This is a genomic window from Paenibacillus albiflavus, assembly GCF_004344915.1.
Lineage (GTDB): Bacteria > Bacillota > Bacilli > Paenibacillales > NBRC-103111 > Paenibacillus_AM > Paenibacillus_AM albiflavus.
In genome coordinates this window covers 1-24354 of record NZ_SKFG01000033.1, presented here as the reverse complement: position 1 = coordinate 24354, position 24354 = coordinate 1, and the positions used below count along the sequence as shown (strand labels likewise).

The 24354-nt window shown below is 40.2% G+C and carries 24 protein-coding genes and 1 pseudogene; 23 read left to right on the top strand and 2 right to left on the bottom strand.

The features are described from left to right. The first annotated feature begins 523 nt into the window (after positions 1 to 523). From E0485_RS21295 to E0485_RS21285, 3 genes are all read left to right on the top strand, one after another. A complete protein-coding gene (locus tag E0485_RS21295) occupies positions 524 to 3211 on the top strand; it encodes an ABC transporter permease (RefSeq protein WP_132420095.1) in 2688 nt (895 codons plus the stop codon). Positions 3212 to 3233: 22 nt separating this feature from the next. After that, positions 3234 to 3938 (top strand): ABC transporter ATP-binding protein, encoded by a 705-nt coding sequence (locus tag E0485_RS21290; RefSeq protein ID WP_132420094.1) that lies wholly within the window; start codon positions 3234 to 3236, stop codon positions 3936 to 3938. Positions 3939 to 4121: 183 nt separating this feature from the next. After that, the gene (locus E0485_RS21285) at positions 4122 to 4469 is read left to right on the top strand and encodes a RidA family protein (RefSeq protein ID WP_132420093.1); all 348 of its coding nucleotides are present in this window, start codon (positions 4122 to 4124) and stop codon (positions 4467 to 4469) included. A gap of 183 nt (positions 4470 to 4652) precedes the next feature. Here E0485_RS21285 and E0485_RS21280 read toward each other — a convergent pair whose 3' ends face one another. Further along, positions 4653 to 5354 carry a MerR family transcriptional regulator gene (locus E0485_RS21280; protein WP_132420092.1) on the bottom strand — a complete coding sequence of 234 codons (702 nt, stop codon included), beginning with the start codon at positions 5352 to 5354 and terminating at the stop codon, positions 4653 to 4655. Between the two features lie 274 nt (positions 5355 to 5628). Between E0485_RS21280 and E0485_RS21275 the strand changes: the two genes are divergently transcribed. From E0485_RS21275 to E0485_RS21205, 15 genes and pseudogenes are all read left to right on the top strand, one after another. Beyond that, positions 5629 to 6309 carry a RibD family protein gene (locus tag E0485_RS21275; protein ID WP_132420091.1) on the top strand — a complete coding sequence of 227 codons (681 nt, stop codon included), beginning with the start codon at positions 5629 to 5631 and terminating at the stop codon, positions 6307 to 6309. 257 nt (positions 6310 to 6566) lie between these two features. Continuing rightward, on the top strand, positions 6567 to 7496 hold the full coding sequence (locus tag E0485_RS21270; protein WP_132420090.1) for an amidohydrolase family protein: 930 nt from the start codon (positions 6567 to 6569) through the stop codon (positions 7494 to 7496). Positions 7497 to 7590: 94 nt separating this feature from the next. Continuing rightward, positions 7591 to 7770, top strand: a complete 180-nt coding sequence (locus E0485_RS21265) for a hypothetical protein (protein ID WP_132420089.1) — start codon at positions 7591 to 7593, stop codon at positions 7768 to 7770. Positions 7771 to 7805: 35 nt separating this feature from the next. Continuing rightward, the gene (locus E0485_RS21260; RefSeq protein WP_132420088.1) at positions 7806 to 8021 is read left to right on the top strand and encodes an XRE family transcriptional regulator; all 216 of its coding nucleotides are present in this window, start codon (positions 7806 to 7808) and stop codon (positions 8019 to 8021) included. A gap of 379 nt (positions 8022 to 8400) precedes the next feature. Then, positions 8401 to 8973, top strand: a complete 573-nt coding sequence (locus E0485_RS21255) for a TetR/AcrR family transcriptional regulator (RefSeq protein ID WP_132420087.1) — start codon at positions 8401 to 8403, stop codon at positions 8971 to 8973. Between the two features lie 17 nt (positions 8974 to 8990). Beyond that, the gene (locus E0485_RS21250) at positions 8991 to 9842 is read left to right on the top strand and encodes a phosphotransferase family protein (RefSeq protein WP_132420086.1); all 852 of its coding nucleotides are present in this window, start codon (positions 8991 to 8993) and stop codon (positions 9840 to 9842) included. Positions 9843 to 9881: 39 nt separating this feature from the next. Then, positions 9882 to 10484, top strand: coding sequence for a hypothetical protein (locus tag E0485_RS21245; protein WP_132420085.1), 603 nt, complete (start codon positions 9882 to 9884; stop codon positions 10482 to 10484). A 565-nt stretch (positions 10485 to 11049) separates the two neighbouring features. Beyond that, on the top strand, positions 11050 to 11532 hold the full coding sequence (locus E0485_RS21240; RefSeq protein WP_132420084.1) for a DUF2975 domain-containing protein: 483 nt from the start codon (positions 11050 to 11052) through the stop codon (positions 11530 to 11532). A gap of 10 nt (positions 11533 to 11542) precedes the next feature. Further along, positions 11543 to 11761, top strand: a complete 219-nt coding sequence (locus E0485_RS21235; protein WP_028776701.1) for a helix-turn-helix domain-containing protein — start codon at positions 11543 to 11545, stop codon at positions 11759 to 11761. A gap of 201 nt (positions 11762 to 11962) precedes the next feature. Beyond that, positions 11963 to 12827: pseudogene (locus E0485_RS21230) on the top strand (serine/threonine protein kinase). Positions 12828 to 13116: 289 nt separating this feature from the next. Beyond that, positions 13117 to 13794 carry a response regulator transcription factor gene (locus E0485_RS21225; RefSeq protein WP_132420083.1) on the top strand — a complete coding sequence of 226 codons (678 nt, stop codon included), beginning with the start codon at positions 13117 to 13119 and terminating at the stop codon, positions 13792 to 13794. A 69-nt stretch (positions 13795 to 13863) separates the two neighbouring features. Continuing rightward, positions 13864 to 15609 carry a DUF885 domain-containing protein gene (locus tag E0485_RS21220; RefSeq protein ID WP_132420082.1) on the top strand — a complete coding sequence of 582 codons (1746 nt, stop codon included), beginning with the start codon at positions 13864 to 13866 and terminating at the stop codon, positions 15607 to 15609. 18 nt (positions 15610 to 15627) lie between these two features. Then, positions 15628 to 16899, top strand: a complete 1272-nt coding sequence (locus E0485_RS21215; RefSeq protein WP_132420081.1) for a sensor histidine kinase — start codon at positions 15628 to 15630, stop codon at positions 16897 to 16899. A 476-nt stretch (positions 16900 to 17375) separates the two neighbouring features. Next, entirely contained in the window at positions 17376 to 17900 is a 525-nt protein-coding gene (locus E0485_RS21210) for a GNAT family N-acetyltransferase (RefSeq protein WP_165921250.1), read from the top strand. Between the two features lie 341 nt (positions 17901 to 18241). Then, entirely contained in the window at positions 18242 to 18910 is a 669-nt protein-coding gene (locus E0485_RS21205; RefSeq protein WP_132420079.1) for a Type 1 glutamine amidotransferase-like domain-containing protein, read from the top strand. A 462-nt stretch (positions 18911 to 19372) separates the two neighbouring features. Here E0485_RS21205 and E0485_RS21200 read toward each other — a convergent pair whose 3' ends face one another. Next, a complete protein-coding gene (locus tag E0485_RS21200; RefSeq protein ID WP_132420078.1) occupies positions 19373 to 19933 on the bottom strand; it encodes a chloramphenicol phosphotransferase CPT family protein in 561 nt (186 codons plus the stop codon). Between the two features lie 336 nt (positions 19934 to 20269). Between E0485_RS21200 and E0485_RS21195 the strand changes: the two genes are divergently transcribed. From E0485_RS21195 to E0485_RS21180, 5 genes are all read left to right on the top strand, one after another. After that, positions 20270 to 20863 (top strand): chloramphenicol phosphotransferase CPT family protein, encoded by a 594-nt coding sequence (locus E0485_RS21195; RefSeq protein ID WP_132420077.1) that lies wholly within the window; start codon positions 20270 to 20272, stop codon positions 20861 to 20863. Positions 20864 to 21306: 443 nt separating this feature from the next. After that, positions 21307 to 21885 (top strand): TetR/AcrR family transcriptional regulator, encoded by a 579-nt coding sequence (locus E0485_RS21190; RefSeq protein ID WP_132420076.1) that lies wholly within the window; start codon positions 21307 to 21309, stop codon positions 21883 to 21885. Positions 21886 to 22080: 195 nt separating this feature from the next. Further along, a complete protein-coding gene (locus tag E0485_RS21185) occupies positions 22081 to 22872 on the top strand; it encodes a CPBP family intramembrane glutamic endopeptidase (RefSeq protein ID WP_207911030.1) in 792 nt (263 codons plus the stop codon). A 416-nt stretch (positions 22873 to 23288) separates the two neighbouring features. Then, positions 23289 to 23432 carry a hypothetical protein gene (locus E0485_RS25225; RefSeq protein WP_165921249.1) on the top strand — a complete coding sequence of 48 codons (144 nt, stop codon included), beginning with the start codon at positions 23289 to 23291 and terminating at the stop codon, positions 23430 to 23432. 492 nt (positions 23433 to 23924) lie between these two features. Beyond that, positions 23925 to 24347: a GNAT family N-acetyltransferase gene (locus E0485_RS21180; protein WP_235857665.1), complete on the top strand. Its 423-nt coding sequence runs from the start codon at positions 23925 to 23927 to the stop codon at positions 24345 to 24347. Positions 24348 to 24354: the final 7 nt, after the last annotated feature.

Genomic DNA, 24354 nt, shown 5'->3' with positions numbered 1-24354 from the left:
ACTATTGCTAATGTTACAGGTGATCGATTGCTGAAGGAAATTCAGAGCATTAAGAATCTCAGGCTTCATGATAATGAAATCTATCTGAAACGAATTGACTATTTTAGTCAAAAAGAAGCTAATCGAGTATTCTACTCAGTCGAACATTATATACCACAAGTACTTCTATTCTAAAGTTCTTAGAAGTTATCTTAATAGATAACGATTAATATGCCTTGAATGTAGAAATGAATGGCGATCTATTCGGTCATGCCTTTTATATCATTCAGGGCTTTTTTTATGTCATTTTGCATAACCCGACGTATTGGCGCAGAACCTTGTTAACTCAGTTTTTTAGGAAATTATTAGAAAAAATAAATAATTCAAAAAAGTGTAGGGTTTGGAATAATTCGAGCGTCTATTTATGTAGGGGAAAGGGGGAGGGTTTCATTCAAGATGAACAAATCATTAGACAAGTGCTAGCTGGAGATCAAGCAGCATTCAAACTCAAGAGATTGGTTCACGAGGGAAAGTTGGTGTTACAATGGGCATATTTTGGAAAATGGGAGCCAGAAATTTTATAGCTCAGATACGGCAAACGCTACTCACCGTAGGTATAGGGTCTATCGGTGTCATTCTGATTTTTTCTTGTTATTTTGTCATTTCTTCTATTACATATAGTAAATCACTATGGGAAGAAAAACACTTTGGTGTAATTGGTTCAGAGATTTATTCGCGTGTCGGACTTGATTTGACCGAGGCTCAGATTGAAAATGTTAAAACGATGCTTCAAACCAGAAATATTGCCTGTCTTCCCTACGTGTCTCAGCTGGTTTCCGTGCACAGCGGGAATAATGATGAAGCCAGGGAGGATAGCATCGTTGCGTTAGGATTTGACTTTCAAAATGCTCGGGAATTAGAACCGAATCAACCGCTGTGGTCTACTGCTCCCCTGACAGCAGAAGAAGCGATTGTATCGGTTCCGCTAGCACGGCGGTTGGGACTTAGTGTCGGTGAAACAATGGTAATCTCGTTTGCTGGGCAAGAAGTACCTTTAACTATTCGTGATCTAGCAGAGGAAAGCGGATTAACAGGTTTTCGCGGAACAATGCGGGCACAAGGGACAGTTATTTTCTCGAATACGCTTGCGCATCAGATATTCGGCGTTCCAGAAGCAAGCACACACAGTATTTTACTGGCGACGGACAAAATGTATTCATCATTACCGGGCAGTTCCTTCTTTACGGATCTCACTGAGAGAGCAATCAAAAGAGAAGCGCTATCTCATATGTCGATGGTGCAGAGTATTTTCACGCCTCCATTTTTGTTTTTTGTCGCTGTTTCTTTGTTCGCTGGAATTCTGCTGTTGGCGCAGTTGTTTAATATTCTGAAAGAAAGGCGCAAATATTATCTTGGCGTGCTCCGATCGCTTGGACTCAGTAACCGCATCTGCTTTGTCATCTACGTGAGTGAGTGTACGTTACTGTGTGCGGTCATTACCATCTCGGGAGTTGTTCTCGGGAATGTACTCGGTTTCGGATTATTGTCTGTTAATGTATTTTATATCGAACAATTACTGGAACGGTATTCCGCTTACGCCTATCCAATCCAACCCCATGTGGATGTGACGGCAACAAGCTGGATTGCGTTGACCATGTTTATCGTTTTCTTACTCCTCGCTTGTTTTGTCGGGCGTTTCATTAAGCGCACATCCATTCTGCACCTAATGGGCAAGGAGGATAATCGTGTTAATCCGGGACAGAAGCGTCTGCTCAAAATCTTAGGTTGTCTCCTTGTCACAGTGGCCTTCATTTATTTCAATTATTTCGCCACAGAGGGCCTTTCAGATGGCGATAGGCTTGATGCAAAAGTATTCGGTTCGATTATAAGTTGGCTTGTTGGAATTATTACGACTGCCTATCTTATGTTTCTCATTGTACCTTGGATGAAACGGGCATCCTCCATTGTGCCACATCGGTGGTTGGATCGTTTGGCTGTTACGTTAGGCACGCAGTACCCGAATATGCGGTTTAGTCGTTCATTTGGCATCGTTTTATTGTTCACGGTATTATCCTGCTGTTTGATTGTGATGATAAGTTTTGCTTCCAATGTTGAAGATTATGCCGCTGTAAACAAGAGAGATTCTTTTATGGCTGCCGATGCCTATATGGCTTATGTCGATGAGATGGAAAAAGATAAGCTGACAGTCCATATGAATGAAGTGCAAGAACTCATCCAAAGTGCTGCCTACGTGGATACGTACAGAATATTAGTTTCATCTCCCGACAATGCAGTTGATCTTACAGAAGAAACATCCCCCACGAATGGTAACAAGTGGGCATATTCGCAAGTTGTGTGGGGAAAGTGGCTAGGGGAAGGTTACCAATTACCGCTCACCTCCCGTGCGCCGCAATTTCAGAGCGATGCAGAAGTATTTCAGGCTATGGGCGATAAAGCATCTGTCGTTCTCGTGGATGATCAATTGGAAGGCACGTACCGAGTAGGCGATCAGATTCCGCTTCGCTTACTGAAAGGTGGGGGCAAAGAGGAGAACCTGATTGGAGAGGAAGTGGTCACGGTAGCGGGAACGTTCACCATTGGTGAGGATAACCGCTTCCAAAGGGGCAGCGTATTTATAGTGGCTGACGAACTCTACAATAAATATAGCACAAACGGCGCTTATAAGTGGCCCGGAGAGCCCAAAGGCTATGCGCTGTTGCAGTTGACTGATACAGATGTGACGGCGGTAGATTCCATAAAGACACTGAAATATCATTTTACAAAAACAGCTGGTGTTACGGTGAGTACGCCCGGTGAGGACCAGGCAATCATTACGATGATAGTTAAAGCTGAATTCACGCTGTTCTCTTACATTATGTCATTCATGATGCTTATGGCCTTACTCGGCATGTATGTGATTCAGATTCGATCTGTACAGGAGCGGGTTCCCCATATGGTTATGTTATGGCAGATGGGGGTAAGTCAAAAGTCGTTGAAACAGGTTTTTATCGTAGAGGGTTGTCTCATTGGTATCGTTGGGTTGATTAGCGGTATTGTGGTCGGAAGGCTCGGTTCGGAGATGCTGATGCGTTTGGCGTGGATGGGTGTTAAGTTTTCGTTCCCTTATCTGAACGTGATAGGTCTCATCATCGGATTGCTGATCTTCATCTGGTTGTTCAACCGATTCAGCACTGACGGATTAAGACGTATGCAGATCAGTCGGACAGAGTAACATGGGAGGAGGTTTCTAGATCATGATTGTAGCCAAAGCTGTTCGTAAGAACTATGGCATGGTAGCGACTCCACAAACAGTCGCATTATCAGGTGTGGATTTACACATCCATAGGGGCGAGATGGTGAGCATTATGGGGCCATCTGGGTGTGGCAAGTCCACGTTGCTTTATACGTTGTCAGGTATTGAGTCAGCTGACAGTGGCGAGATTTGGTTCGACAAGCAAGCAATACACCAAATGAGTGAAAAAGATGTCTCCGCGCTCAGGTTGACGTCGATGGGTTTTGTCTATCAGCAATACAATCTGATTCCTGTGTTGAATGTCATTGATAACGTTGCATTGCCGCTTATCAGTCAGGGCGCTCAGATATCAGTTGCCCACAAAGCTGCAAAGGCGGCACTTGAAGATGTCATGCTATCGGATAAGTTGAAGGCCATGCCGCATGAACTGTCAGGAGGACAAGCCCAACGGGTTGCAATTGCCCGAGCTATTGTTCATAATCCTTGCGTCATCTGGGCTGATGAGCCTACTGGAGCTTTAGATACTGTGACATCGGAGGCGATAGTAACCTTGCTACTCAAGATAAATACAGACAAGCAAGTGACCGTGGTTATCGTCACGCATGACCCGTTAGTTGCATCAGCAACAGATCGTGTAATCTGTATGAAAGACGGAAGAGTAACTGATTCTGTTGAGCACGACAGAGTAGAAGGAACAGGCGGGTAATAAGCCATGATCGTGTTTAGTTATGCGCTTGATATCCTGTTTTCAGCGATCTTAACTGCTCCTATTGTTTATTAAGCTAAAGGGCAGTTTACCGTGGAGAGCCAACAAAAAGTAAATATGTACATTTGCGAACGTGTGTTCTAAAATATAATAGGGAACTTATTACATAGGAGGCTCATGTATATGATAAATAGAATTCCAACACCATTTAGTTATTCATCTGCTGTTGCGGCAGGTGATTATGTGTTTCTCGGATTACATCGGGGTTTTGGACAGAGTTTTACAGAACAGATTCACAATACTTTCTCACACTTAAAAGAGACTCTTAATCAACTTGATGTACCATTGGATAATGTTGTTAAGGTGAATGTATACCTAAAATACATTAAGGACCTACCTGAAATGGAACAGGTTTTTTGCGAGTATTTTGATAAGGATAAATTCCCTGCTAGGATGACATCTACAACAGAGTTTATTGACTCTGATTGTCTTATGATGATTGACGGAATTGCGTACAAAGGATTGAACTAGCAGGAGACGTTAGTTAAATAGATTAAAACCTTCCATAAGAAGAAAAACTAGATTTAATAGCTCTTATGGGAGGTTTTATTTATGATTTTAAGCGAGATTGTATCCCAAAAATGAAATGAAAACTTGATTAGTTTGGGACTAAATTCGGAAGAGGAATATGAAATTTCGCAGCGCTCTCTTGGCTCATTGGTACAATCCTAACTTTTGACATAAAACGAATAGACAATGTGCACCATGGAGTTGTTCATGGCTTTTTTTTATTAGATTGCATAGAGAGTCCCGAGCGATCTTTTTTGCTTCCTCAGTGTTTTTGTCCTCCAGTTCATTCAGTACTCTCTTAATTGTTTCCAAGGAATAGTTACTTGTTCGGAGTGTACGGATCAGCAGGAGTTGCCTCACATGATTACGATCGAATAACCGGTAACCATTATCATCGTCCCGATAAGGTGTTATTAACCCGATCTGCTCCCAATGTCGGATGGCCGACGTCGGTATGCCAGTCTCCCTGCTTACATCCCCTATGGACATCTTACCCTTTGCAAATACTTTATTAGAATCGAAGTCTATCGAATCAAGAATGCCGATGGTCTTTTCCGCAATCTTTTTTTCTTGCATTAAAAAAGTTTGGGCCTCAATGATTAGCTGAATGGCGGTATCTAGGTCATTGACTTGAATTCTCTTTAGAACCGTTGCCGATAGCTTGATTCCAAAGCCAGGTTCCATTCCCCGTACACAGGTGAAATAGGCAACATGTTCCTCTGTATAGTCCCGGTAACCATTAGATTGCCGCGCCACCGGCGGGATGATGCCCCACGCTTCGTAATGACGAAGGGTACTGGTGCTAATATTCAGTTTACGCGCGATATCAATAGGCCTGATTTTCATGCATATCCTCCTGCTAACATTGATGTAATATCATTAAAGTATATTGGTAAGGTTTTGTAAATAGCTGGTTATTGTCTGGCATGAGTTTGGATGAAACCTTACCACTTGCATGAGTGTTATACACTAAAACAGTAGAATGAAAAAAAGGAGATGTGAGAATGCAAGAAATTATGGCTAAAGATTTGTCCATGACTTACCGCGTTCTTGCAAGATTTATTTGGCAGCTCGGTCTAAAACGATACACGAGTGCTACGAGTTAAGATGGAGGGATATTATGAAACGACCAACTATTATTTTAAATATGTTCGCTTCGGTTGACGGGCGAATAACGACAGGGCCCAATCGGAATGTCGCCGAATGGACGGAACTCGGGATCGATGCAGGTGCCAATGATGTTACCCACAGGCTATATGACGAACTGGATTGCGAGGCGTTAATATCCGGAAGTGAGTCCTTAATGGTTTATGGCCAACATTCAATTCAATTAGAACATGAGATATATTGGCCGAAAAAGTCAAAGGCGTATATCGTGTTCGATGGCCGGGGAAGAGTGGATTGGGGGCAATCTGAAGGGTTGATGGTTGTAACCCGGGAGAATGTATCGAAATCTTATATTCAGCAATTAGAGAACAAACAGATTCCGTATATACAGGCTGGTATGGATGAGCATATTGATGTCAAGAGGGCATTGGAAATGCTCTATGAACAAGGATTTCAGCGAATCGGCTTAACTGGAGGAGGAACGATCAACGGGGTGTTTTTGCGACAAGGGCTTATTGATGAAATTAGTATTGTTTATGCTCCCGTGGCACTAGGTGGAAAACAAACTCCTACCATCTTTGATTCCGATGATATACTGGATCCAAAAACGATTACACAGCTTGAATTGATTCAAGTGAAGCCATTATTAACGCAGTTAGTTTGGGTCCATTATCTAGTGAAACATAAGATCTGAGTTAGATACATACATGTAAATAAATAGATGAATTGAGAAAACTGTGATCTAGTTGATCACAGCTTCTTTATATTCTCAACAAGATAGCTAATGTAACCCATATCATGAAGAGCTGAAACTTAAGATTGAGAATCTATTATTGATTTAAGCACTCATTTCCTAAATTAGAAACATTTTGTGCCTTGTGGAACCATACATAAGTCCTACCGTAGTAGTTTTTAAGGTTTTCTATTAACAATCATAGGGGCGAGTAACTCATGAAAGATCGGTTTAAAGCGGCATTGCAGCAAAATAACATGGCTGAAATAAGAAAAGTACCCAAAGCAGATTTACACAATCATATTACCAGGGGTGGAAATAAGAGATATATTGAAAATTGGTGTAGTGTAAAGATACCCGAGTGCCCAAAGTTTACCGATCTTCATGAAATGAATCAGTGGAACGCCATTAACATTAAACTTTTGTTGCCTGGTCGGTCTGGTTATGAAAAGCGTATAGAAGCTGCCTTTGCGCAGGCGAAAATGGATGGGATTCACTTACTTCATATGAGTGTATGTATTGGTGAAGAGGCTTTGTTTGATAACTCTGCTGAAAAATTGGTACATGCAATACAGGACATCCATCAGAGGGTTGCTCCAGAGGTCATTTTTGTCCCGGAGATCGCGTTTCTAACACATACACCGATTCATGAAACCTCAGAAAAGTTGGACCAGTTTCTAGAGTTGAATTATATTAAATCCATGGACATATTCGGTGATGAATTTGCTGTGCCTGCATTTAAGAAGATATTTCGAATGGCGAAAGATAAAGGATTGATTCTTAAGGCACATGTCGGTGAATTCGGAACAGCTGAACTGGTTAGACAAGCAGCTGAAGAATTGGAACTAGATCAAATCCAGCATGGCATCGCCGCAGCACGATCCACCCAAGTGATGAGATGGCTATCGGATCATCACATACAATTGAACATTTGTCCAACAAGCAATATCTTGCTTTCGAGAGTAGAGGACTATCAAACACACCCCATAAGAATATTGTATGACCATGGCATTAGGGTTACGATTAATTCGGATGATATGCTTATTTTTGACCAAAGTGTATCGGAAGAATTTTTTAATCTGTACCATGCAGGATTGTTTAGCGCAGAAGAATTAAATGAAATAAGGGAAAATGCTTTCGCATTCTAAGTAAGTTCCGATAACGGGGAGCGATAGTTGAATGTGCTACGATAGTAGCTGTTCAAACGTCATTGATCACATCTCATAATTTGGAGTAGAATTTTTGTTAGTTCAAGATTGTCTTAAAGGCAGCCGATCACGGTTGCCGTTTTTCATTAAGCTAACGGGGCACGATAGCGCAGCGATGGAACTCGCCCAACAAATTGGGCAGACACATGGGGAACTTCATCATTATGGCTCCCCTATATATAGTATATTCATGCTGGCAATGGACAACGCTTAGGATAAATATTATCTTACACGGGAGGTCACCTCTTCTTGAAATTTGAACTTGGACGTTGCTTGCTGAATGAACGATTGATGGAATCCGGAATGTCAGCGGAATCGCTGGCAAGAGAGTTGCTTTTTAAACCGGAACGAGTTTACGACTTTATTGAAAACAAAAGAGTGATGCCTCTCAAAATTGCCATATCGATCGCCGATTCCATCGGTTGCGATGTTTGTGCATTATACGAATTATTTCCGTACGAATAGTCCTTTTTGATTTGCTGATTTAAAGGGAGAATAAAGTGCTACATCTCAAAATTTCTGGGTTCCTGATCAATGGCTTATTGATACAATGTAATTTTGGAGAATTGATCAACCTCAACATCAAAGTATATGGAAGGAAGAATATATTAATCGTTATGGTGATCATTCATATGGGTTACCAGGTATCGATAGTAAAGGATGCGATCAGATTTGGAGTAAATACCCGATATGATCTCATCGGCACAAGCAAGTTGAAAAGATGCCATTTTTGTTAAACTAATGGGCAGGTTAGTTTGAACTCTTATCTAAAGCACATTGACATTCTCAAGGCCATAATATAACAAATGTTATATAACGATCGTTATATTAAGGAGATGACGAATTGCCACCTAAAGCAGTAATATCAAAAGAGAAAGTGTTAAATGTCGCATTTGAAATTGTAAGAGGGCAAGGAATTGAGGTATTGTCAGCCCGTAGTATCGCCCAAAGACTAAAATGTTCTACCCAGCCAATTTACAGTATGTATGCAAGCATGGAAGAGCTAAAAGACGATGTGTATAACCGTGCCATCGATTTTGCCTTAGCCAGAATGAAACAGCATTGCAATGAAAAGAACGCAGCCGCCATGAATTTGGCCATCGGTTGTCTTTTGTTCGCTCAAGAAGAGAAGGGTTTATTCCAAGCTCTATATCTTTCTGATTACAGAAAACAATTTTTAGAGCGAAACACAGACAAGCTTAACGAGGAATTATTTGTTGCTTTTTTACAGATCGATAATCGGCTAAGCGAGCTTGAAGAGCGTAAGGCTAAAACCATCTTTTTAAAGTTGGTTACATATTGGTTAGGGATTGGGACTAGGATTAACACAAATACAATCGAGTTGGATATTGATGAGGCCACGGAGATGCTAGAAGAGATGTACAAGATGCTTACGAGCAAAGAAGGGTTATTATGACTTAAGGGGGTGTTTGCATGACGAATGCGGTAGGACGAAAGCTTGGAGAAGGTGCATGTGCGGAAGTATTCGAATGGGAAGACGGAAGCAAAATTGTCAAATTGGCCAAGCCTAACACAAGCTCCGCTGCCTTACAAAGAGAATGGAAGCATTGTCGAAGTGCTTGGGAGTGCGGGCTGCCTGTCCCCGAGCCGTTCGGTTTGGTTTCTGTAGAAGGGAGACCGGGCGTTGTTTTTGAACGGATTTATGGCGAGTCAATCTTAAACCGTTTTATTAACAAGACGATAGGGCCGAATAAACGAGAGAGCGGACTGGATTTGTTGGAAGATCATTTAGACGCGCGGATCACTGCTCGGCTTTTGTATCAAATCCATACAAATTCCGCGAGTTTATCAAGCCAGCGGACAAGAATCAGAAATGATATTAGCCGAGCACCATCTCTGACTAAACCAGAAATAGAAGCTCTGATCGCCCATTTGGATCAACTGCCCGTAAAGCAGCAGCTTTGTCATGGAGATCCGAACCCCGGGAACATCTTGCTTCGAGATGATGATGCCCTTATAATCGACTGGAATGATGCTTCTACCGGGAACCCGGAAGCGGACTTGGCAGAATACATCATAATAATTCAATATGCGGTCGTCCCCCCGTATCTGCCTGCTGAACTGAATGCCTATTTAGACACAATTAGGGACTCGACTATCCGTATATTCTTAGAGGAGTACGAACGACTATCTGGCATCGGGTACGCAGAAATCGAGCCTTGGATCGCTCCTGTTGCAGCACGAAAGCTTTCATCGGATGCCACGTCTGAAGCGGAGAGACTCTCTCTCTTGAATGAAATAAGAAGAAGATTGCGAAATAAATGAGATCGAGTGGGTCAAAACGCTTTAATGGAGGAGCGATTGATGATGTTTGAAATCATTACGCACTATTACAATGATGTACCATTTAGAAGTCTGTCTGCACTTTCAAAAACAGAAGCTATGGAAGTTATGGAAGAACTATGTGATGATACGCCTATCTTTGAAAGATTCAAAGAACCAGTCCAATATTGGGAGAACCGATTAGAAGCGGAGAATTGGTTGCGAAACGGATTTAAAGAAAAAGGCGGAATACCGAAAGATAAATATCCGTTTTATTCCGTATTAGGGACAGCAGATTGGATAGAGAGTTACGCTACGAGTACGGGGTTAGATGTAAATTTTCTACGAATTCCATTATCATTATTTAGTAAGAATGATGTAAGTTTTACTTTTCCGGATAGTATGGTTTCTTTTTGGATGGGAAGAGATAAACCTGAAGAATATTACAACGCTAAATACCATGGGCAGATTTTTACATTGTCAGAAGTAAAGTCTATGATGACAACTGATATAATGAATAACCTTGAATCAATGATTCCTAAAGGAACGATACCTTATGTTGAAGCACAGATCTGGAATCATGAAATTGCAATGAATTTCTATAAGAATCAAATGTCACACCTTAAAGATAGGAATAGAGAATGAAAGAATAAGCGATGAAGGCATTGACTTCCTATAACAAGTTGTTCACGCATCGGAGGCAAGCTTTAAGTATGTCGCCAGGTTACACTTAAAAGAGCTGTTATATAAAATAAAAGCATATATGATTTAAGTAGTAGGGAATGTTATCAAGTTCTTGTCATCCGACAATAGAACTGTCCAATGACACACAAGTGCCTACATAATCGTTATTTGACACAATGCTACCTACATTGTCGTGGATGGTGGTTTAAGTGGAAAAACACTCATGTTTATACAAGTTAATCGCACTTTATTGAGCTAACAGGAAACGATAGTTAAGGAGCGTCCTCAGCGGCAGGACCTTTTCATTTGTTGAAGTAATGGGCAGTTTTGTTGAACAAGCTTTAAATTTAACATTTTAAAGTAAGAGCATTTCTTTGTAATGAGAAATGCTTTTTATTTTTTTGCTTAAAATAAAAAGGATATTCAATTAACAATAGAAATGTAATAAAAAACGATACTAATTTAATGTTAAACAACAAATCATGTGTTAAAGTCATTTTATAATTAAATTAATGAGGTGCTCTTTATGAAACGGGGAACAACACTCTTTTTGAAGATGGCTGTTATTCTTATTGGAATCCCAATTCTTGCTTTGTGCATATTTTTAGTGCCTAAGATCGGGAATTTTGCTGGAGAATTGTATCCAGATATCGCTTATATGAAATCTCTCGTTTTAATCGATATGTACGCGGCAGCGATACCTTTTTACTTTGCTCTGTATCAAGCTTTTAAACTTTTAAGCTATATTGAAAAGAATCAAGCGTTCTCGGAATTATCCGTAAAGGCTTTAAAGAATATAAAATACTGTGCCTTCACAATCAGTACCTTGTACCTGCTAGGTATGCCACTCTACTATCTCATGGGGAAGAGAGTTGACCCTCCAAGTTTCATACCAATGGGATTGATCATTATTTTCGCTTCTATGGTGATCGCCGTTTTTGCTGCTGTTCTCCAAAGACTTTTACAAGAAGCTATTAATATAAAATCAGAAAATGATTTAACGATCTGAGGTGAATATCATGGCGATTATCATCAATGTTGATGTGATGTTAGCAAAAAGGAAAATGAGCGTAACAGAACTTTCGGAGAGGGTTGGAATTACTATGGCTAATCTTTCCATTCTGAAAAATGGGAAAGCAAAAGCGGTTCGTTTTTCAACATTAGAAGCGATATGTAAGACTTTGGATTGTCAGCCGGGTGATATTTTGGAGTACAAGAGCGACGAAGACACTCAATAAAGCCCCTGAGCAAGTCTCGAATGAACCTAACTTTGGTTTGCAAATTATATTTATTAGGTGGATAATTGTGTTATTAGAAATGAGAGGAGTGATGTCTTATGAGAAGACATTTAATCGATAATAGGGCAAATAAAAATCAGGGGATAACGTATAAATAGCCCTGAAAACTACATGAATCCCCAAAGTTGAGGGGACGATTATATGAATCAACAGCCGATTAAGTTCAAGATTGACAATGTATCTTTTGAACTTCAGGATCAGCACGATTTCACATGGCTTCAGTCTATTGGTACCGTTTTTTGTGTGTTTGATCAGCAAGATTCTGGTAACATTAGTTTCGGAATCGAAAAGAACGGTAAAAAGCTATTTGTTAAGTTGTAGACCAATGGAGTTTTTCGGAAGCCCTAGAGATGCAATTTCTAGGTTAAAGGTTACCGTGCCGTTGTACAAGACCTTAGAACATCCAAATCTCATTAGTCTTATTGATCATTTTGAAACGAACGATGGGTATGCTGCTATATTTGAATGGTTTAATGGCGAATGCCTGCATTCACATTGGTTGTTTGCCCTTCAACCAAAACATAGTCATCCTGAATCGCCTTTCTACAGATTCAAACAGTTATCCATAGAGAAAAGGTTGCAGTCGCTTGATACCATATATGAGTTCCATAAATATGTGGAGTCCAAAGGCTACGTTGCGGTTGATTTTTATGATGGTAGTATTCTGTATGATTTTTCAAAGGATTTAACCAGGATCTGTGACATCGACTTTTACAGGTTGGCACCTTCCGTAAATGACATGGGAGAGAACTTTTGGGGAGCAAGACGTTCGAAATCTCCGGAAGAGTTTATATTAGGTGCGCCTATTGATGCAAGAACGAATGTTTTCACGATGGGAGCTATCGCTTTTGGATTACTTGGTGGCGAAATGGATCATTCGTTTTCAAAATGGGAAGCAAACAGATCACTTTACGAGGTCGCTTTACGAGCAGTAAGTAAGGATCGAGAACAACGATATAAAACTATTAATGATTTTATCAATGCTTGGAATTCAGTTAAAAATTAAACTACGAACCACACTCCAGAAACGCTAACTATAAACTAAATAGCAATTCCATGAAACCACAAGGCTGCCGATCTGTAAACGGCAGCCTTGTTTAATCAACTTATTATTTTGCATCATATGCAAGATTTTCGGGTTTGATAGGAGGTTACTCCATATAACCGGAGTTGTTCCTGGCTAAGCATATGATTACTAGACCGGTAGTATGAATGGAAATATTATCCGTAGTAGACTCATAAACCTATTAAAATATGTTACACTATCAAATATTCATTCATCCATGGAGGAACTTATGAAGCTGTTGATCGTAGAGGACGATATTGGGATATCGTATACAATTGCAAGAGTTATGCGGGATGAAGGGCATGAGGTTACGGAGTGTCATAACGGAGAAGAGGGCTTGCATCACGCATTGTACGGCGAGTTCGATTTAATTATTTTGGATATTATGCTGCCCAAGGTTGATGGATTTACGTTCATCCAAGAGTTGAGGAAGCAAAGAGTGGATACCCCGATTCTTTGTCTGACGGCAAAAGACGGATTGAGCGACCGGGTAAAGGGGTTAACGATCGGAGCGGACGATTATGTGGTGAAACCATTTGAGATTCCAGAGCTGATCGTCAGAGCTAAAGTGCTGTTACGTCGTTATGGCAAAGTTAATCAAGAAGAGCAGATTAGCTACGGCCCGATTGCTATTCAAGTTAGAAATCGGGCAATAACGGTTACAGGAGAAGAGCTGACTCTAACAGAAAAGGAATATGAGTTGCTTGAGTACCTGCTCATAAATAAAGAGCAGATCGTGACGAAGGAGCAAATCTATAACCGAATTTGGGGCCTCGATTCGGAAGCGGGAATTGGCATCGTAGAGCTCTATGTCCATTATCTTCGGAAGAAGCTGTCTTCATGGCATGCCGATCAATATATCCAAACCGTAAGAGGTTTGGGCTACAGACTCAGAATAAACGAGTAGTTTTTCAAAGGGGAATCAAAGGTTCATCCGCTATAATCTCCTAAAACACATATAAAGGGGATACAAGCTATGAACCTTTTACCACAGGTATCTAAGAAAAATCGTCTGGCCTTCCTATTGGCTGTGGGACTTCTCGTATTGCTGATTGCAGGCGGTTTGTTAAGGCAAACCCAACATAAGTCAGAGAGTTTCGACGCATTGATTCAGAAGATGGCGTTTGATACGCTTAAGGATGACCCTGAGACACAGCTTTATTTTGGCGTGGAAAATGTGGAGGGAATCCGATGGGATCCCACTAAGCTTACGGATCTGTCGGATGCCGATTACGAACAATTAATCGAAATGAGAAATGGTTTTCTTAAAAAATTGAACGACTATGATGCTGCCAAGCTTTCCCCGGAAGACAAACTCACCTACGATATCCTCAAATGGGACCTAAGCGCGGCGCAGCAAGTATATAATTATTGGGATCTGAACACGAATGACTACCTTTCCCTATCCATTTTTCCGCCATATTTTGCGAACAACTATCCGATTCGCAACCAAGCAGATGCAAAGAATTATATCGTTGCGCTGAACGGGTTTTCGGATAAAGTCGCGCATGTCATAGATAGAATTCAAGACAGACGGGAGAAAGGTATTGTCCCTGCTTATGAATTTCTGAAGGAAATGCTTACGAGTTACAGCAATTTGCTGAATACGAAACCGGAAGAAACGATTCTGTACAGTTTATATGCAGAGAAATTAACCGAGTTAAAACTCGATCCCTCCGAAGAGGAGAAGCTGAAAAAAGCGTTAGCGCAAACCCTAACCGCTCATGTACTGGCTTCTTATGGCAAACTTGCCGATGTGATCAAGAACGATCTTATGAAGCAAGCATCTGTGAGCCAAGGAATCTGGAGTCAGCCGGGCGGCAGCGAGTATTATTCTGCAAGGCTCAAACTTACTACGGGTACGAACCTCAGTCCTCAGGAAATTCACGAGATCGCTAAACGCAAGGTAGAAGAGATCGTGAAGGAGCTAAGAAGCGGTGCTTCGGTTCAAGTACAGACTACATCTGCAGCCAGATTCCTAACCGGAAATGAATTGCTGCAAGCGTTAAATAGCAGTATATCGGATGCCACGCCTTACTTGTCCGATTGGTTTGAAGAGGAGCTTATCCCAGACCATCCCGTGGACGTGCGGGCGTATTCGGCTCTTTTCAAATCGGCAGGTGGAATGTATATCCCCTTATCTATAGATGGTGATAGGAGCGGGAGATTTGTCATTCCGCTCGAAAACCCGACCTCCGAAGAAATGGTTAAAATGCTTGCGTTGCATGAGGGTATTCCAGGACATCACTTTCAATTTTCGATTCAATATGATCAACCAACCATTCCATTAATCCGTAAAATAACGATGACGTCTGGATACGTAGAGGGATGGGCCGTCTATATGGAAGACTTATGCACGGAGAAGGGCTTGCTTGATCGGAACACGGTACTAAACCGTTTGCTGGGCATTTCCATAGGTACCGTGATAGATACGGGTATCCATGGGCTGAAGTGGACAAGAGAACAAGCTAATGAGTATCTGGTGAGTGTCATCGGAACGGGGAATAATGCTTTGATCGACAGTGTCATTGCCTATCCAGGACTTAACGAAAGCTATGCGATCGGATCGGAGCAATTCCAATCCCTTCGAGAGAAGGCGAAAAGCGAACTTGGGGATCGCTTCGATATCAAGGCATTTCATTCCGTTCTCCTTCGAAACGGTAATATGCCATTTCCGATATTGGAGCAGCAAGTGAATCAATACATCAATTCCGCCAAATAAAGGGAGGCAGACCCCGGTATGATTAAACGAACGCTAGTACGAATGACGATATGGAACAGCACGGTCGTATTTTGCTTGCTCGTCATACTGGGGGGAGCGTTATACGGGTTGGCGCGTTATCGGATCTATTCCGACATTGACCGTCAGCTGGTGTTTAATATTGACCACATTCAACAAATTTCTATAAGTAACGGGGAGCAAGTCATTAACATTGATTCTAAGGAACCGGAACGTTTTATCATGTCATTTTATTGGGATTCCAACGATACCTTGATTCAAAGATTATATTATAAAGAGCCATTTATCGAAGTGAGTTCGATGCTTCGGGAAAAACAAAACCACATGGGACCCGAGTCGATACGCCTGGATAAGAAAACCTATCGATTCGTGAGCAGACCCTATCAGGGCAATTTGCCAGTAGTCGAGAAGCTGTCGGGCACGCCTTTGAAAACAGTTCAGATATTTACAGAAATTTCTGCCGAGGCGTATTATCTGAATCGGTTATTATGGAGTATTAGTATCGGTATCGGTATCGGCTCGTTATTATCTATCATCGCAGGTTACGCATTGGCTAGACGGGCGCTCATTCCGATTCAGAAGGCTTGGGACAAGCAGCAGCAATTCGTTGCAGATGCCTCTCACGAGTTGAGGAGTCCGCTTTCGGTCGTCCGAGGGCAAACGCAGATATTGTTACGCCATCCCGATCATACGATCGAGGAAGAAAGCGTTCCAATATCAGCCATTCTGAAAGAAACCAAAAGAATGAGCAACATGGTAGACGGGCTGCTTCTTCTGGCAAGAGGCGATTCACATGAGGAAGTCATCTCTTGCAAACCTGTGCGAGTTGACGGGATCATTAAAGATATTGCAAAAAATATAGAGCCGATAATGGATTACAAGCAGTTGCGGTTACAGCTTTATGTCGAAGGCTCGGAATTGCTCATGAATGGAGATGAGGATCTTCTCATACAGTTGTTCATGATTTTGTTGGACAATGCCATTAAATTTACGCAGGCGGATGGGCAAATCGATGTTGAGTGTCTTAGGCAGGGGAAATCAGTTCTCGTAACAGTCAAGGATAACGGAGTGGGTATTTCGGAACACGAATTGCCACTCGTATTTAATCGCTTTTACAAGGGAGATTCCTCTAGAAGTAGAGGGGATCATGGAGCGGGTCTAGGGCTATCGATCGCGCGTTGGATCGTCGATCAACATCAAGGTTCTGTCCACATTAGCAGCGGGGTAGGGTGTGGTACGACCGTTATGATTCGTTTTCCAGTTGTTAGTTAAATAATAGAGTTGAATAGGATACCGCGGCAGCCGACCAGACAATCGGCTGCCGTTTTCATTAAGCTAAAGGTAAAGGGCCATAAAGTTGAAGATCAATTGCGGTGAACCTTACCTTCGAGTCAGTGGTAAAGCGGAAAATAGAATTGAAGTTTGAAGCAACAATAATAAACATGCTATTATGAGCATGAGATTTTATGCATTCGATACATTTTGAGTGTTACTCACTGTTAGTTTGGATAGCAAAAAAGATATGATGTGACACATTTGTGTCATAAAAAAAGCACAAATGTGCCTACATAATCGTTATTTGACACAATGCTACCTACATTGTCGCTGATGGTGGTTTAAGTGGAAAAACACTCATGTTTATGCAAGTTTAATCGCACTTTATTGAGCTAACGGGCAGTATAGCTCAATAGTTTCACGAATATTCTACTTATGGCGTTTTTACAAACCAACTAGGATGGTGAATAGAATTGAAAGAAAGAATAATATTATCTTCAGCTACTCTAGACGATGTGGAATTCATTGTTGATATCAAAACTAGCACTTCCTTAAGGCCCTACGAAGATTTAACTTCATCCGATAAGGAAGCTGTTAGAAAGAATGTCGTAGAAAGAATTAAAAGTGATTGGTATAAACAATACATAATAAAGTTTAATGATACAGAAAGAACAGCTATAGGAGAACTACATATTCATTGGTATGTAAAAGAACGTGAAAGTTGGGAAGTTGGTTATTGTATCTTTCCAGAGTATCGAGAACAAGGATACTGTGTAGAAGCTGCAAAAATAGCGTTGAAGTATGCTTTTGAAGATTGGAATGCACATAAAGTAGTTGCTATGTGTAATGAATTCAATATCGCTTCATCTAAGGTGTTGGAAAGGATAGGAATGGTCAGAGAAGGGGTATTTAGAGAAGAACTACCCTGGCAAGGTAAATGGGTAAATCAGTTCTTTTACTGTATACTGGACAGTGATTATCGAGAAATGAAACTGTAATGGTGGATGTGCCTGGGCTGATTTTCTTCCAAGGCAGTGGCACTTTCTTGCACTAAAAAATACCTCATTAAGCTAACGGGACACGATAGTTCGAACAACCAGGGAGCAGACCGATATGGGAAACTGCTCTTTTTCGCATTGAAGTAACGGGCAGGTTAACGTGGAAACATATTTCTCATACTTAAATTCCATGTTATGGTAATATAGAGTTAGATTTATGAAAAGTGTACAAGGGAGTGTAAGCGAAATGGCTGAAGAACCGTTCATCTTTCTAGCGTGTATAATATGTTTTATCGTTAAGAATGGATGAATGTAAATAGTACATATGGAGGTAATTAAGTTTGAAAACTCACTACTATCTCAGTTGGTTTAATGATTTTTTTCCAGAGAAGCTGGTTAAATGGTTGCATGAGGATATAAAAGACAGAAAATCGCTTGTTATGATTAGCGCTCAACCGTCTGGTCATAAAGGTGAGCAAGTTAACATTGATGATGTTTTTGAAAGGACATGGTTTAATCAGGCTAACATTATTTTTGATGAATATCATTTAATTGATCACCGCATGCAGAAGGAAGATGCCCAGCGATTAATTAAGAACGCTTCTGTCATTTTTTTATGCGGTGGAAATCCTGTTTGGCAGAAAGATTTTTTGGCTGAATATGAATTATCGGATGCGATTAAGAACAGCAATGCCGTTATAATGGGTGCCAGCGCCGGTGCGATAAACATGGCTGCAAAATGGCTAAGCTTGATAAACACTGACGATGACGTTGAAACAGGTACTATTTATGATGGTATTGGTTTTGATCATTTTGCCTATGAATCTCATTCTAAACGCGACTACTCCACGTTTGTTCAAGGCTACCTGTTCCCCTTGTCTGAAGAGATTGATGTTTATGCGGTAGAACAGGAGAGCGCTATACGTGTAAAGGACGGCAAAATAGAAATTATAGGTCCTGTATATTTAATTTCCCACTCAAAGATTCAGAAATTGGTTGAGACGTTCTAATTAGGGTGAGTGGCTGTGACCTAACAGAATTAATTCCTTTTGATGTATAAAATCATGGCTTACAGCGAATCATCTCAGGTTTCCTCTTTAACTGTTTCTGATGATAATAACCTTCATTAACACATAACGCCGTGAAGCGGGATTTATGTGTTATTTTTTTTGAGTGCAACAGGTTCTAAAAGGTGGGATAGATGATAGAGTTGTATCGTGGTTAATGGAGGATATGTCAAAGGGTAAGCCCTCAACACAGGCAGAGATAGAGAGCGAACAGGGGAAGATTATTAAAGGGGCGTACAGTAACGCTCAAAAATGGTATAAGCAGTGATCCGACAAAAGAAAAGACAAAGAAGAAAAGCCAAGCCCACGAACGCTAGGGGTGTATAGTAAAAAACATACCCTATCTACCCTAAGTAAGTAAATACGAGGGGGTGGACAGGGTATGTTTTATGATGAGGATATCCACTAGTGGTTTTGTTGTTTCCAAAGTTTTCTGAAGGCTTGGAAATTATCTGGATTATCTAGCAAAGCAATGATTTTATTAGCACATTCTTCTGTTGTGTTAATATGAGTATCTACTGTAATATCATAAGTTTTATCCTGTGGGTATAAATCAGGCAGTTGCCTTTCAGCTAGACCAATCTCACGGTCACCACGTTCTTTTTCACGTCGCTGTAACTCTTCTAGTGGACATGTCACTTGAACAAAAATGGCGGGATAGTTATGAAGTATTTCAAGCATCTTAGGTAGGAAATAATCGTCATCAAAAACATCATCAACAATAGTATTGAAACCCATATCCGAGTACATTTTGATAGTATGGTACATATTTATGATAGCTTGAATCCAAATTTCTTCATTTTCATCACTATCGTTGTTAATAAATTTTTGGGGTGTCATGTACATAAAGGTGTCTACAGACATCCAATAATATGGTTCTGAAAGGCGTGCTTGTAAGGCCTTTGCGAGAGTTGTTTTCCCTGCACTAGATACTCCGTTTAAGTAAATAATTTTTCCTTTTTCCATACAGCAATCTCCATTGAATTATTTCTTTAAAGATATTATATCGTGAATTTTATATTTATGATATAGCTAGCAAGATAGTAATATACTCTTGACATTTGGTTTCTCGGGATTCCTGTGTTGGAACGGCTCGCATTGGAGTGGAGTAGCATAGAGAAAGGCGGAAAACTAAAGAAGCCAGCCATGCCAGCCATTATGTCTTAGCAATAGTTTATTAAACTAACGGGCAGGATAATTCAATCGTTTCTCGAATATTTTATGAGTTGGATAATTTTATGATATTTGTGAATATAACGTTATCTGAAAGATACGCAAATCTTATATGTGAGGTTGATTAGTTTGAAGCAAGGAATGATTGTGTTGTTGAACGGAACTTCAAGTTCAGGAAAGACCAGTATTTCTAATGAACTGGTAAATCAGAAAGAGATTCTTTTTCATCATTTATCAATTGATGATTTTTTTAATAATTACAATGAATTTATTAATAATAAATTTCCAGATGAACCTATAAGAGAAGTAGATGCTCAAGTTGTCGCACAAATACTTGATGATTCCATAATCTCAGTGTACTATTCGACAATTAAATTGTTATCAGAAATGGGTTTTAATGTAATTGTAGATACCGTAATCGACAATGACAAGAGGTTTAATGAGTTTCTTGATCAATTTTTCGATCAGCCTACGTTATTTATAGGTGTAATATGCTCGAAAGAAGAACTCATAAGAAGAGAGCAAACAAGAGGAGATAGAAAGATTGGACTAGCAGCTTCACAGTTTAGTAAAGTATATTGCTTTGAAGAATATGACCTCGAAGTAAATACTGAAGAGATGAATCCAATAGAATGTGCCGAAAAGATATTAAGTTTTATCAAGTCCGATAAGGATTACTCGGTATTTAAGAAATTAAGTAAAAGAAATGTTAGTGTTTCCTAGATGGTGTCGTCCCAAATTCGTTCATATAATTAAGTACGTCTAGTTTAAACTGTACAGGATATGATGTATAGCCCTTTTTAAAAGCTTCATCACCATGATGCTCATATTGTCTAATCCAGTTTAAAAAGACAGTATGGTGAAAACCTATAGATTTTTGATAGCTTTCAAGCTGTCGGATCCCTTTTGGTGACGCATAACTGCTTGTATTTTTTCAACTGTACTGAATCTGGTCATATAAAAACTGCTCTTCCAAAAGTTAGATGGTGTCTAACAATTGGGGTGCAGTTCAGTTGAAATATACACCACTACGGTCATTATGTACAAGCTATAAGCATCAGAACCCTTTCCTAGTTGACTAATTTTTCCTAGTATGGTATTTTATTTTTGAACTGACCAGTCAGATTAACTTTAATGCGAATTATGTTTGTGAAAGGTAGATACCCTTGAGTAAAGAAAAAATCATTCCCGCAGCAATCGAAGTATTCTCTGAAAATGGATACCATCGTGCGAGCATGGACGAAATCGCCATGCGGGCGCAGGTCGCCAAAGGTACGCTCTACTATAATTTCCCTTCGAAATCCCAACTGTTCAAAATGGTCGTCAAAGCCGGCTTTGAGGACATTATGCGGCGGACAGAGGCGGATCTAAATGCTTCTCTTTCGCTTGAAGAAATGATATTGCGGGTTATACGCCATCATTTGGATTTGTTCCTGGAATCCCACCATGTTGCCCATATCGTGTTCAATGAGATTTCAAACGGAATCGAGCAGGACGTTCTGGATGAATTGAAACAGTTGAGACGCCAGCATTTAAACTTCCTGGCGAAAATCCTGGAGGAAGGCAAATGTGACGACAATCTGCTTCGTGATGTCGATTCCAATTTGGCCGCAGCCAGTATTGTCGGCACAATAGAGAGCACCTGCAATTACTATCTGAGCCACCAAGATGAGTATTCCCGCCAGGACTTAGAGCATTTTATCTTCACAATCATTACTAAAGGCCTGTTTACATCGATCGAGTAGCAAGGCCTTTTTTATAAATGAATTAGACTGACCAGTCAGTTTAAAAATTACAAATGAAAGTGACGGTGTATAACATGGAATGGAACAAAAATGGTTTGCTGCCTTTGGAATGTTCAAACAAATGCGCCAAAACAGCTCAATGATGTTTGCGCTGAAAGAATTGCCTATTATTTTAAAAAGGAGATTGTAAAAAACATGAAGTCTACCGTTTCCCCAAGGTCATTGTTCGGATTCCTTGCTCTTGTTTTTGCTTTTGCGATCCCTTTTTGGGTGGTTGGCGCCATGACGGGAAGCATGAAGGGGCTGCCGATGAATCTCCCGACGAGTGCCTTGATGTTTGTTTGTCCCGCCATCACCGCAGCCATTCTTGTCTATAAGCAAGATCGGACGGAAGGTGTAAAGCGATTGCTGGCTAGAGTACTCGATTACAAAAGAATTAAACATAAGATCTGGTATATCCCTATTATTTTTATTATTCCGTTAATCGGTCTGCTTTCATATGCAATTCTATGTATGCTAGGACTCCCACTATCAGGGGTACATACTCAATGGCTGGAGCTCCCACTTCTCTTTATTTTATTTTTTATCTCTGCCGCGTTTGAGGAACTCGGGTGGATGGGTTATGCGATTGAGCCGATGCAGGAGCGGTGGGGTGCGCTTGGGGCAGGCCTGATGTTGGGCTGCGTGTGGGGAATATGGCATGTTATTCCGTTGATCGAGGCCCATCGTTCTCCGGCATGGATTATAGCCTGGTTCCTTGGCATCGTTACTGCAAGGGTCATTATCGTCTGGGTGTATAACAATACGGGAAAAAGCATCTTTGCAGCCATCATCATCCACGCGATGTTGAATGTCATTTATTCTTTTTTACCAAACTATGATGCGAGTTATGTCCCCGGCATATCTGGGGTTTTAACAACCCTTGCGGCGATAATTGTTACATTTCTGTGGGGTTCACGAACACTAGGGCGGTTCAGATACGCGTAACAACGGGGAATCGTCCCTTTTATAATTGTGAAAATCTTCTATTTAAAGCATAGTTCTTAACATGATGCGAGGTGGCGCTACGGTTACGGATCGTTCAGTAACCGCTCATGTCTATGCATTTAACGAAGGCTCGATTGCACTTCGGAGCATCTTGGATTCGTTCAAGAGGGAAGACTGAGGAATATGATTTATACCAAAGGGCAACACTTTGATGAATTTATTTATGGATTGACCAAGAGCGAATATGAAATGCTGAATAGATAGGGATTGAAATGGCTGCCATCAATGTGGCAGCCATTTGTTATAATCACCCACATAGTCATTTCTCTCACATACAAGTGGAGGAACCTATTAATAGATTTATTAAGAAGGACCATGATCTCTTCGCAATCTCTAATGTGGGGAGTCTATATAAGATGATAAAAAAGGGGGATGCAATTGGCTGGAATACAGAAAAAATATTCAAACCAAATTTCGGAATTGTTTCAGATCTAGTATCAAAAGAAAATAATCTATTTATTGCAACGATACCTGATTATGTATGGACTAAAATAGAATAAAGGAGAGTTATGATTATGATCTGTTGGGCGTCGATAAAAATCGATTCCATAAAAACTTCTTGTAATTCATAACAATTTATTGCTGAAAGCAAATAAGATATGATATGTCACATCATATCTTATTTTTAATATTATTAATTCCAAATACCTAATGTGACACATTATTGTCGGGTGACAAAAACATAGTAACATTAGAAGCCACTAATTATGCGGCTATTTATTTTTATGTTATCAAGTTCTTGTCAAAACACGATGACAAGAACTTGATAACATTCCCGATATGATCTCATCGGCACAAGCAAGTTGAAAAGAAGCCATTTTTGTTAAACTAACGAGCAGGATAGTTCAAAAGTTTCGCGAATACCCTACATATGGAATTGTTTACGAAGTTCGTGAATAAGACGTTAGCTGAAATCAACGAAATTGTGATGGAAAATTGAAAGGAATATAAAAAATGAATCTAATCCGCATAGAACCAATTGATAAAAATAATTGGGAAGAAGCTCTCTCGATATCTTTACTCAAATCACAAGAGAAGTTTGTGCCTTCTGTTATCGAATCATTAGCATGGGCTTATATAAATCGTGGGATGAGGCTTTTGATCCATATATTTTGTGCAAGGATGATAAAACATTTGGATTTTTCTATCTTTCCTATACACCTAATAGTACTAATAATTACTGGATCGGTGGCTTTCAAATAGACAAGGAATATCAAGGGATGGGATTAGGAACACAATCTCTTAAAAGAATATTAGAATTCATTCAGGAGATGAACAGACAATGCGAAGTAATCTCTCTAACAATCGAAAAAAGTAATAATCATGCTAGAAAGCTTTACGAGAAATTAGGTTTTGTCAATCAAGATAAAGAGAACCAAGATGGCGAGATTATATATAAACTAAAGTTAAAATAAACTATAA

Excerpts from the sequence above, each read along its gene's own strand:
- E0485_RS21295 (WP_132420095.1), top strand. The coding sequence starts at position 524 with ATGGGCATATTTTGGAAAATGGGAGCCAGAAATTTTATAGCTCAGATA.
- E0485_RS21290 (WP_132420094.1), top strand. The coding sequence starts at position 3,234 with ATGATTGTAGCCAAAGCTGTTCGTAAGAACTATGGCATGGTAGCGACT.
- E0485_RS21285 (WP_132420093.1), top strand. The coding sequence starts at position 4,122 with ATGATAAATAGAATTCCAACACCATTTAGTTATTCATCTGCTGTTGCG.
- E0485_RS21280 (WP_132420092.1), bottom strand. The coding sequence starts at position 5,354 with ATGAAAATCAGGCCTATTGATATCGCGCGTAAACTGAATATTAGCACC.
- E0485_RS21275 (WP_132420091.1), top strand. The coding sequence starts at position 5,629 with ATGAAACGACCAACTATTATTTTAAATATGTTCGCTTCGGTTGACGGG.
- E0485_RS21270 (WP_132420090.1), top strand. The coding sequence starts at position 6,567 with ATGAAAGATCGGTTTAAAGCGGCATTGCAGCAAAATAACATGGCTGAA.
- E0485_RS21250 (WP_132420086.1), top strand. The coding sequence starts at position 8,991 with ATGACGAATGCGGTAGGACGAAAGCTTGGAGAAGGTGCATGTGCGGAA.
- E0485_RS21245 (WP_132420085.1), top strand. The coding sequence starts at position 9,882 with ATGATGTTTGAAATCATTACGCACTATTACAATGATGTACCATTTAGA.
- E0485_RS21240 (WP_132420084.1), top strand. The coding sequence starts at position 11,050 with ATGAAACGGGGAACAACACTCTTTTTGAAGATGGCTGTTATTCTTATT.
- E0485_RS21235 (WP_028776701.1), top strand. The coding sequence starts at position 11,543 with ATGGCGATTATCATCAATGTTGATGTGATGTTAGCAAAAAGGAAAATG.
- E0485_RS21225 (WP_132420083.1), top strand. The coding sequence starts at position 13,117 with ATGAAGCTGTTGATCGTAGAGGACGATATTGGGATATCGTATACAATT.
- E0485_RS21220 (WP_132420082.1), top strand. The coding sequence starts at position 13,864 with ATGAACCTTTTACCACAGGTATCTAAGAAAAATCGTCTGGCCTTCCTA.
- E0485_RS21215 (WP_132420081.1), top strand. The coding sequence starts at position 15,628 with ATGATTAAACGAACGCTAGTACGAATGACGATATGGAACAGCACGGTC.
- E0485_RS21200 (WP_132420078.1), bottom strand. The coding sequence starts at position 19,933 with ATGGAAAAAGGAAAAATTATTTACTTAAACGGAGTATCTAGTGCAGGG.
- E0485_RS21185 (WP_207911030.1), top strand. The coding sequence starts at position 22,081 with ATGAAGTCTACCGTTTCCCCAAGGTCATTGTTCGGATTCCTTGCTCTT.
- E0485_RS25225 (WP_165921249.1), top strand. The coding sequence starts at position 23,289 with ATGATAAAAAAGGGGGATGCAATTGGCTGGAATACAGAAAAAATATTC.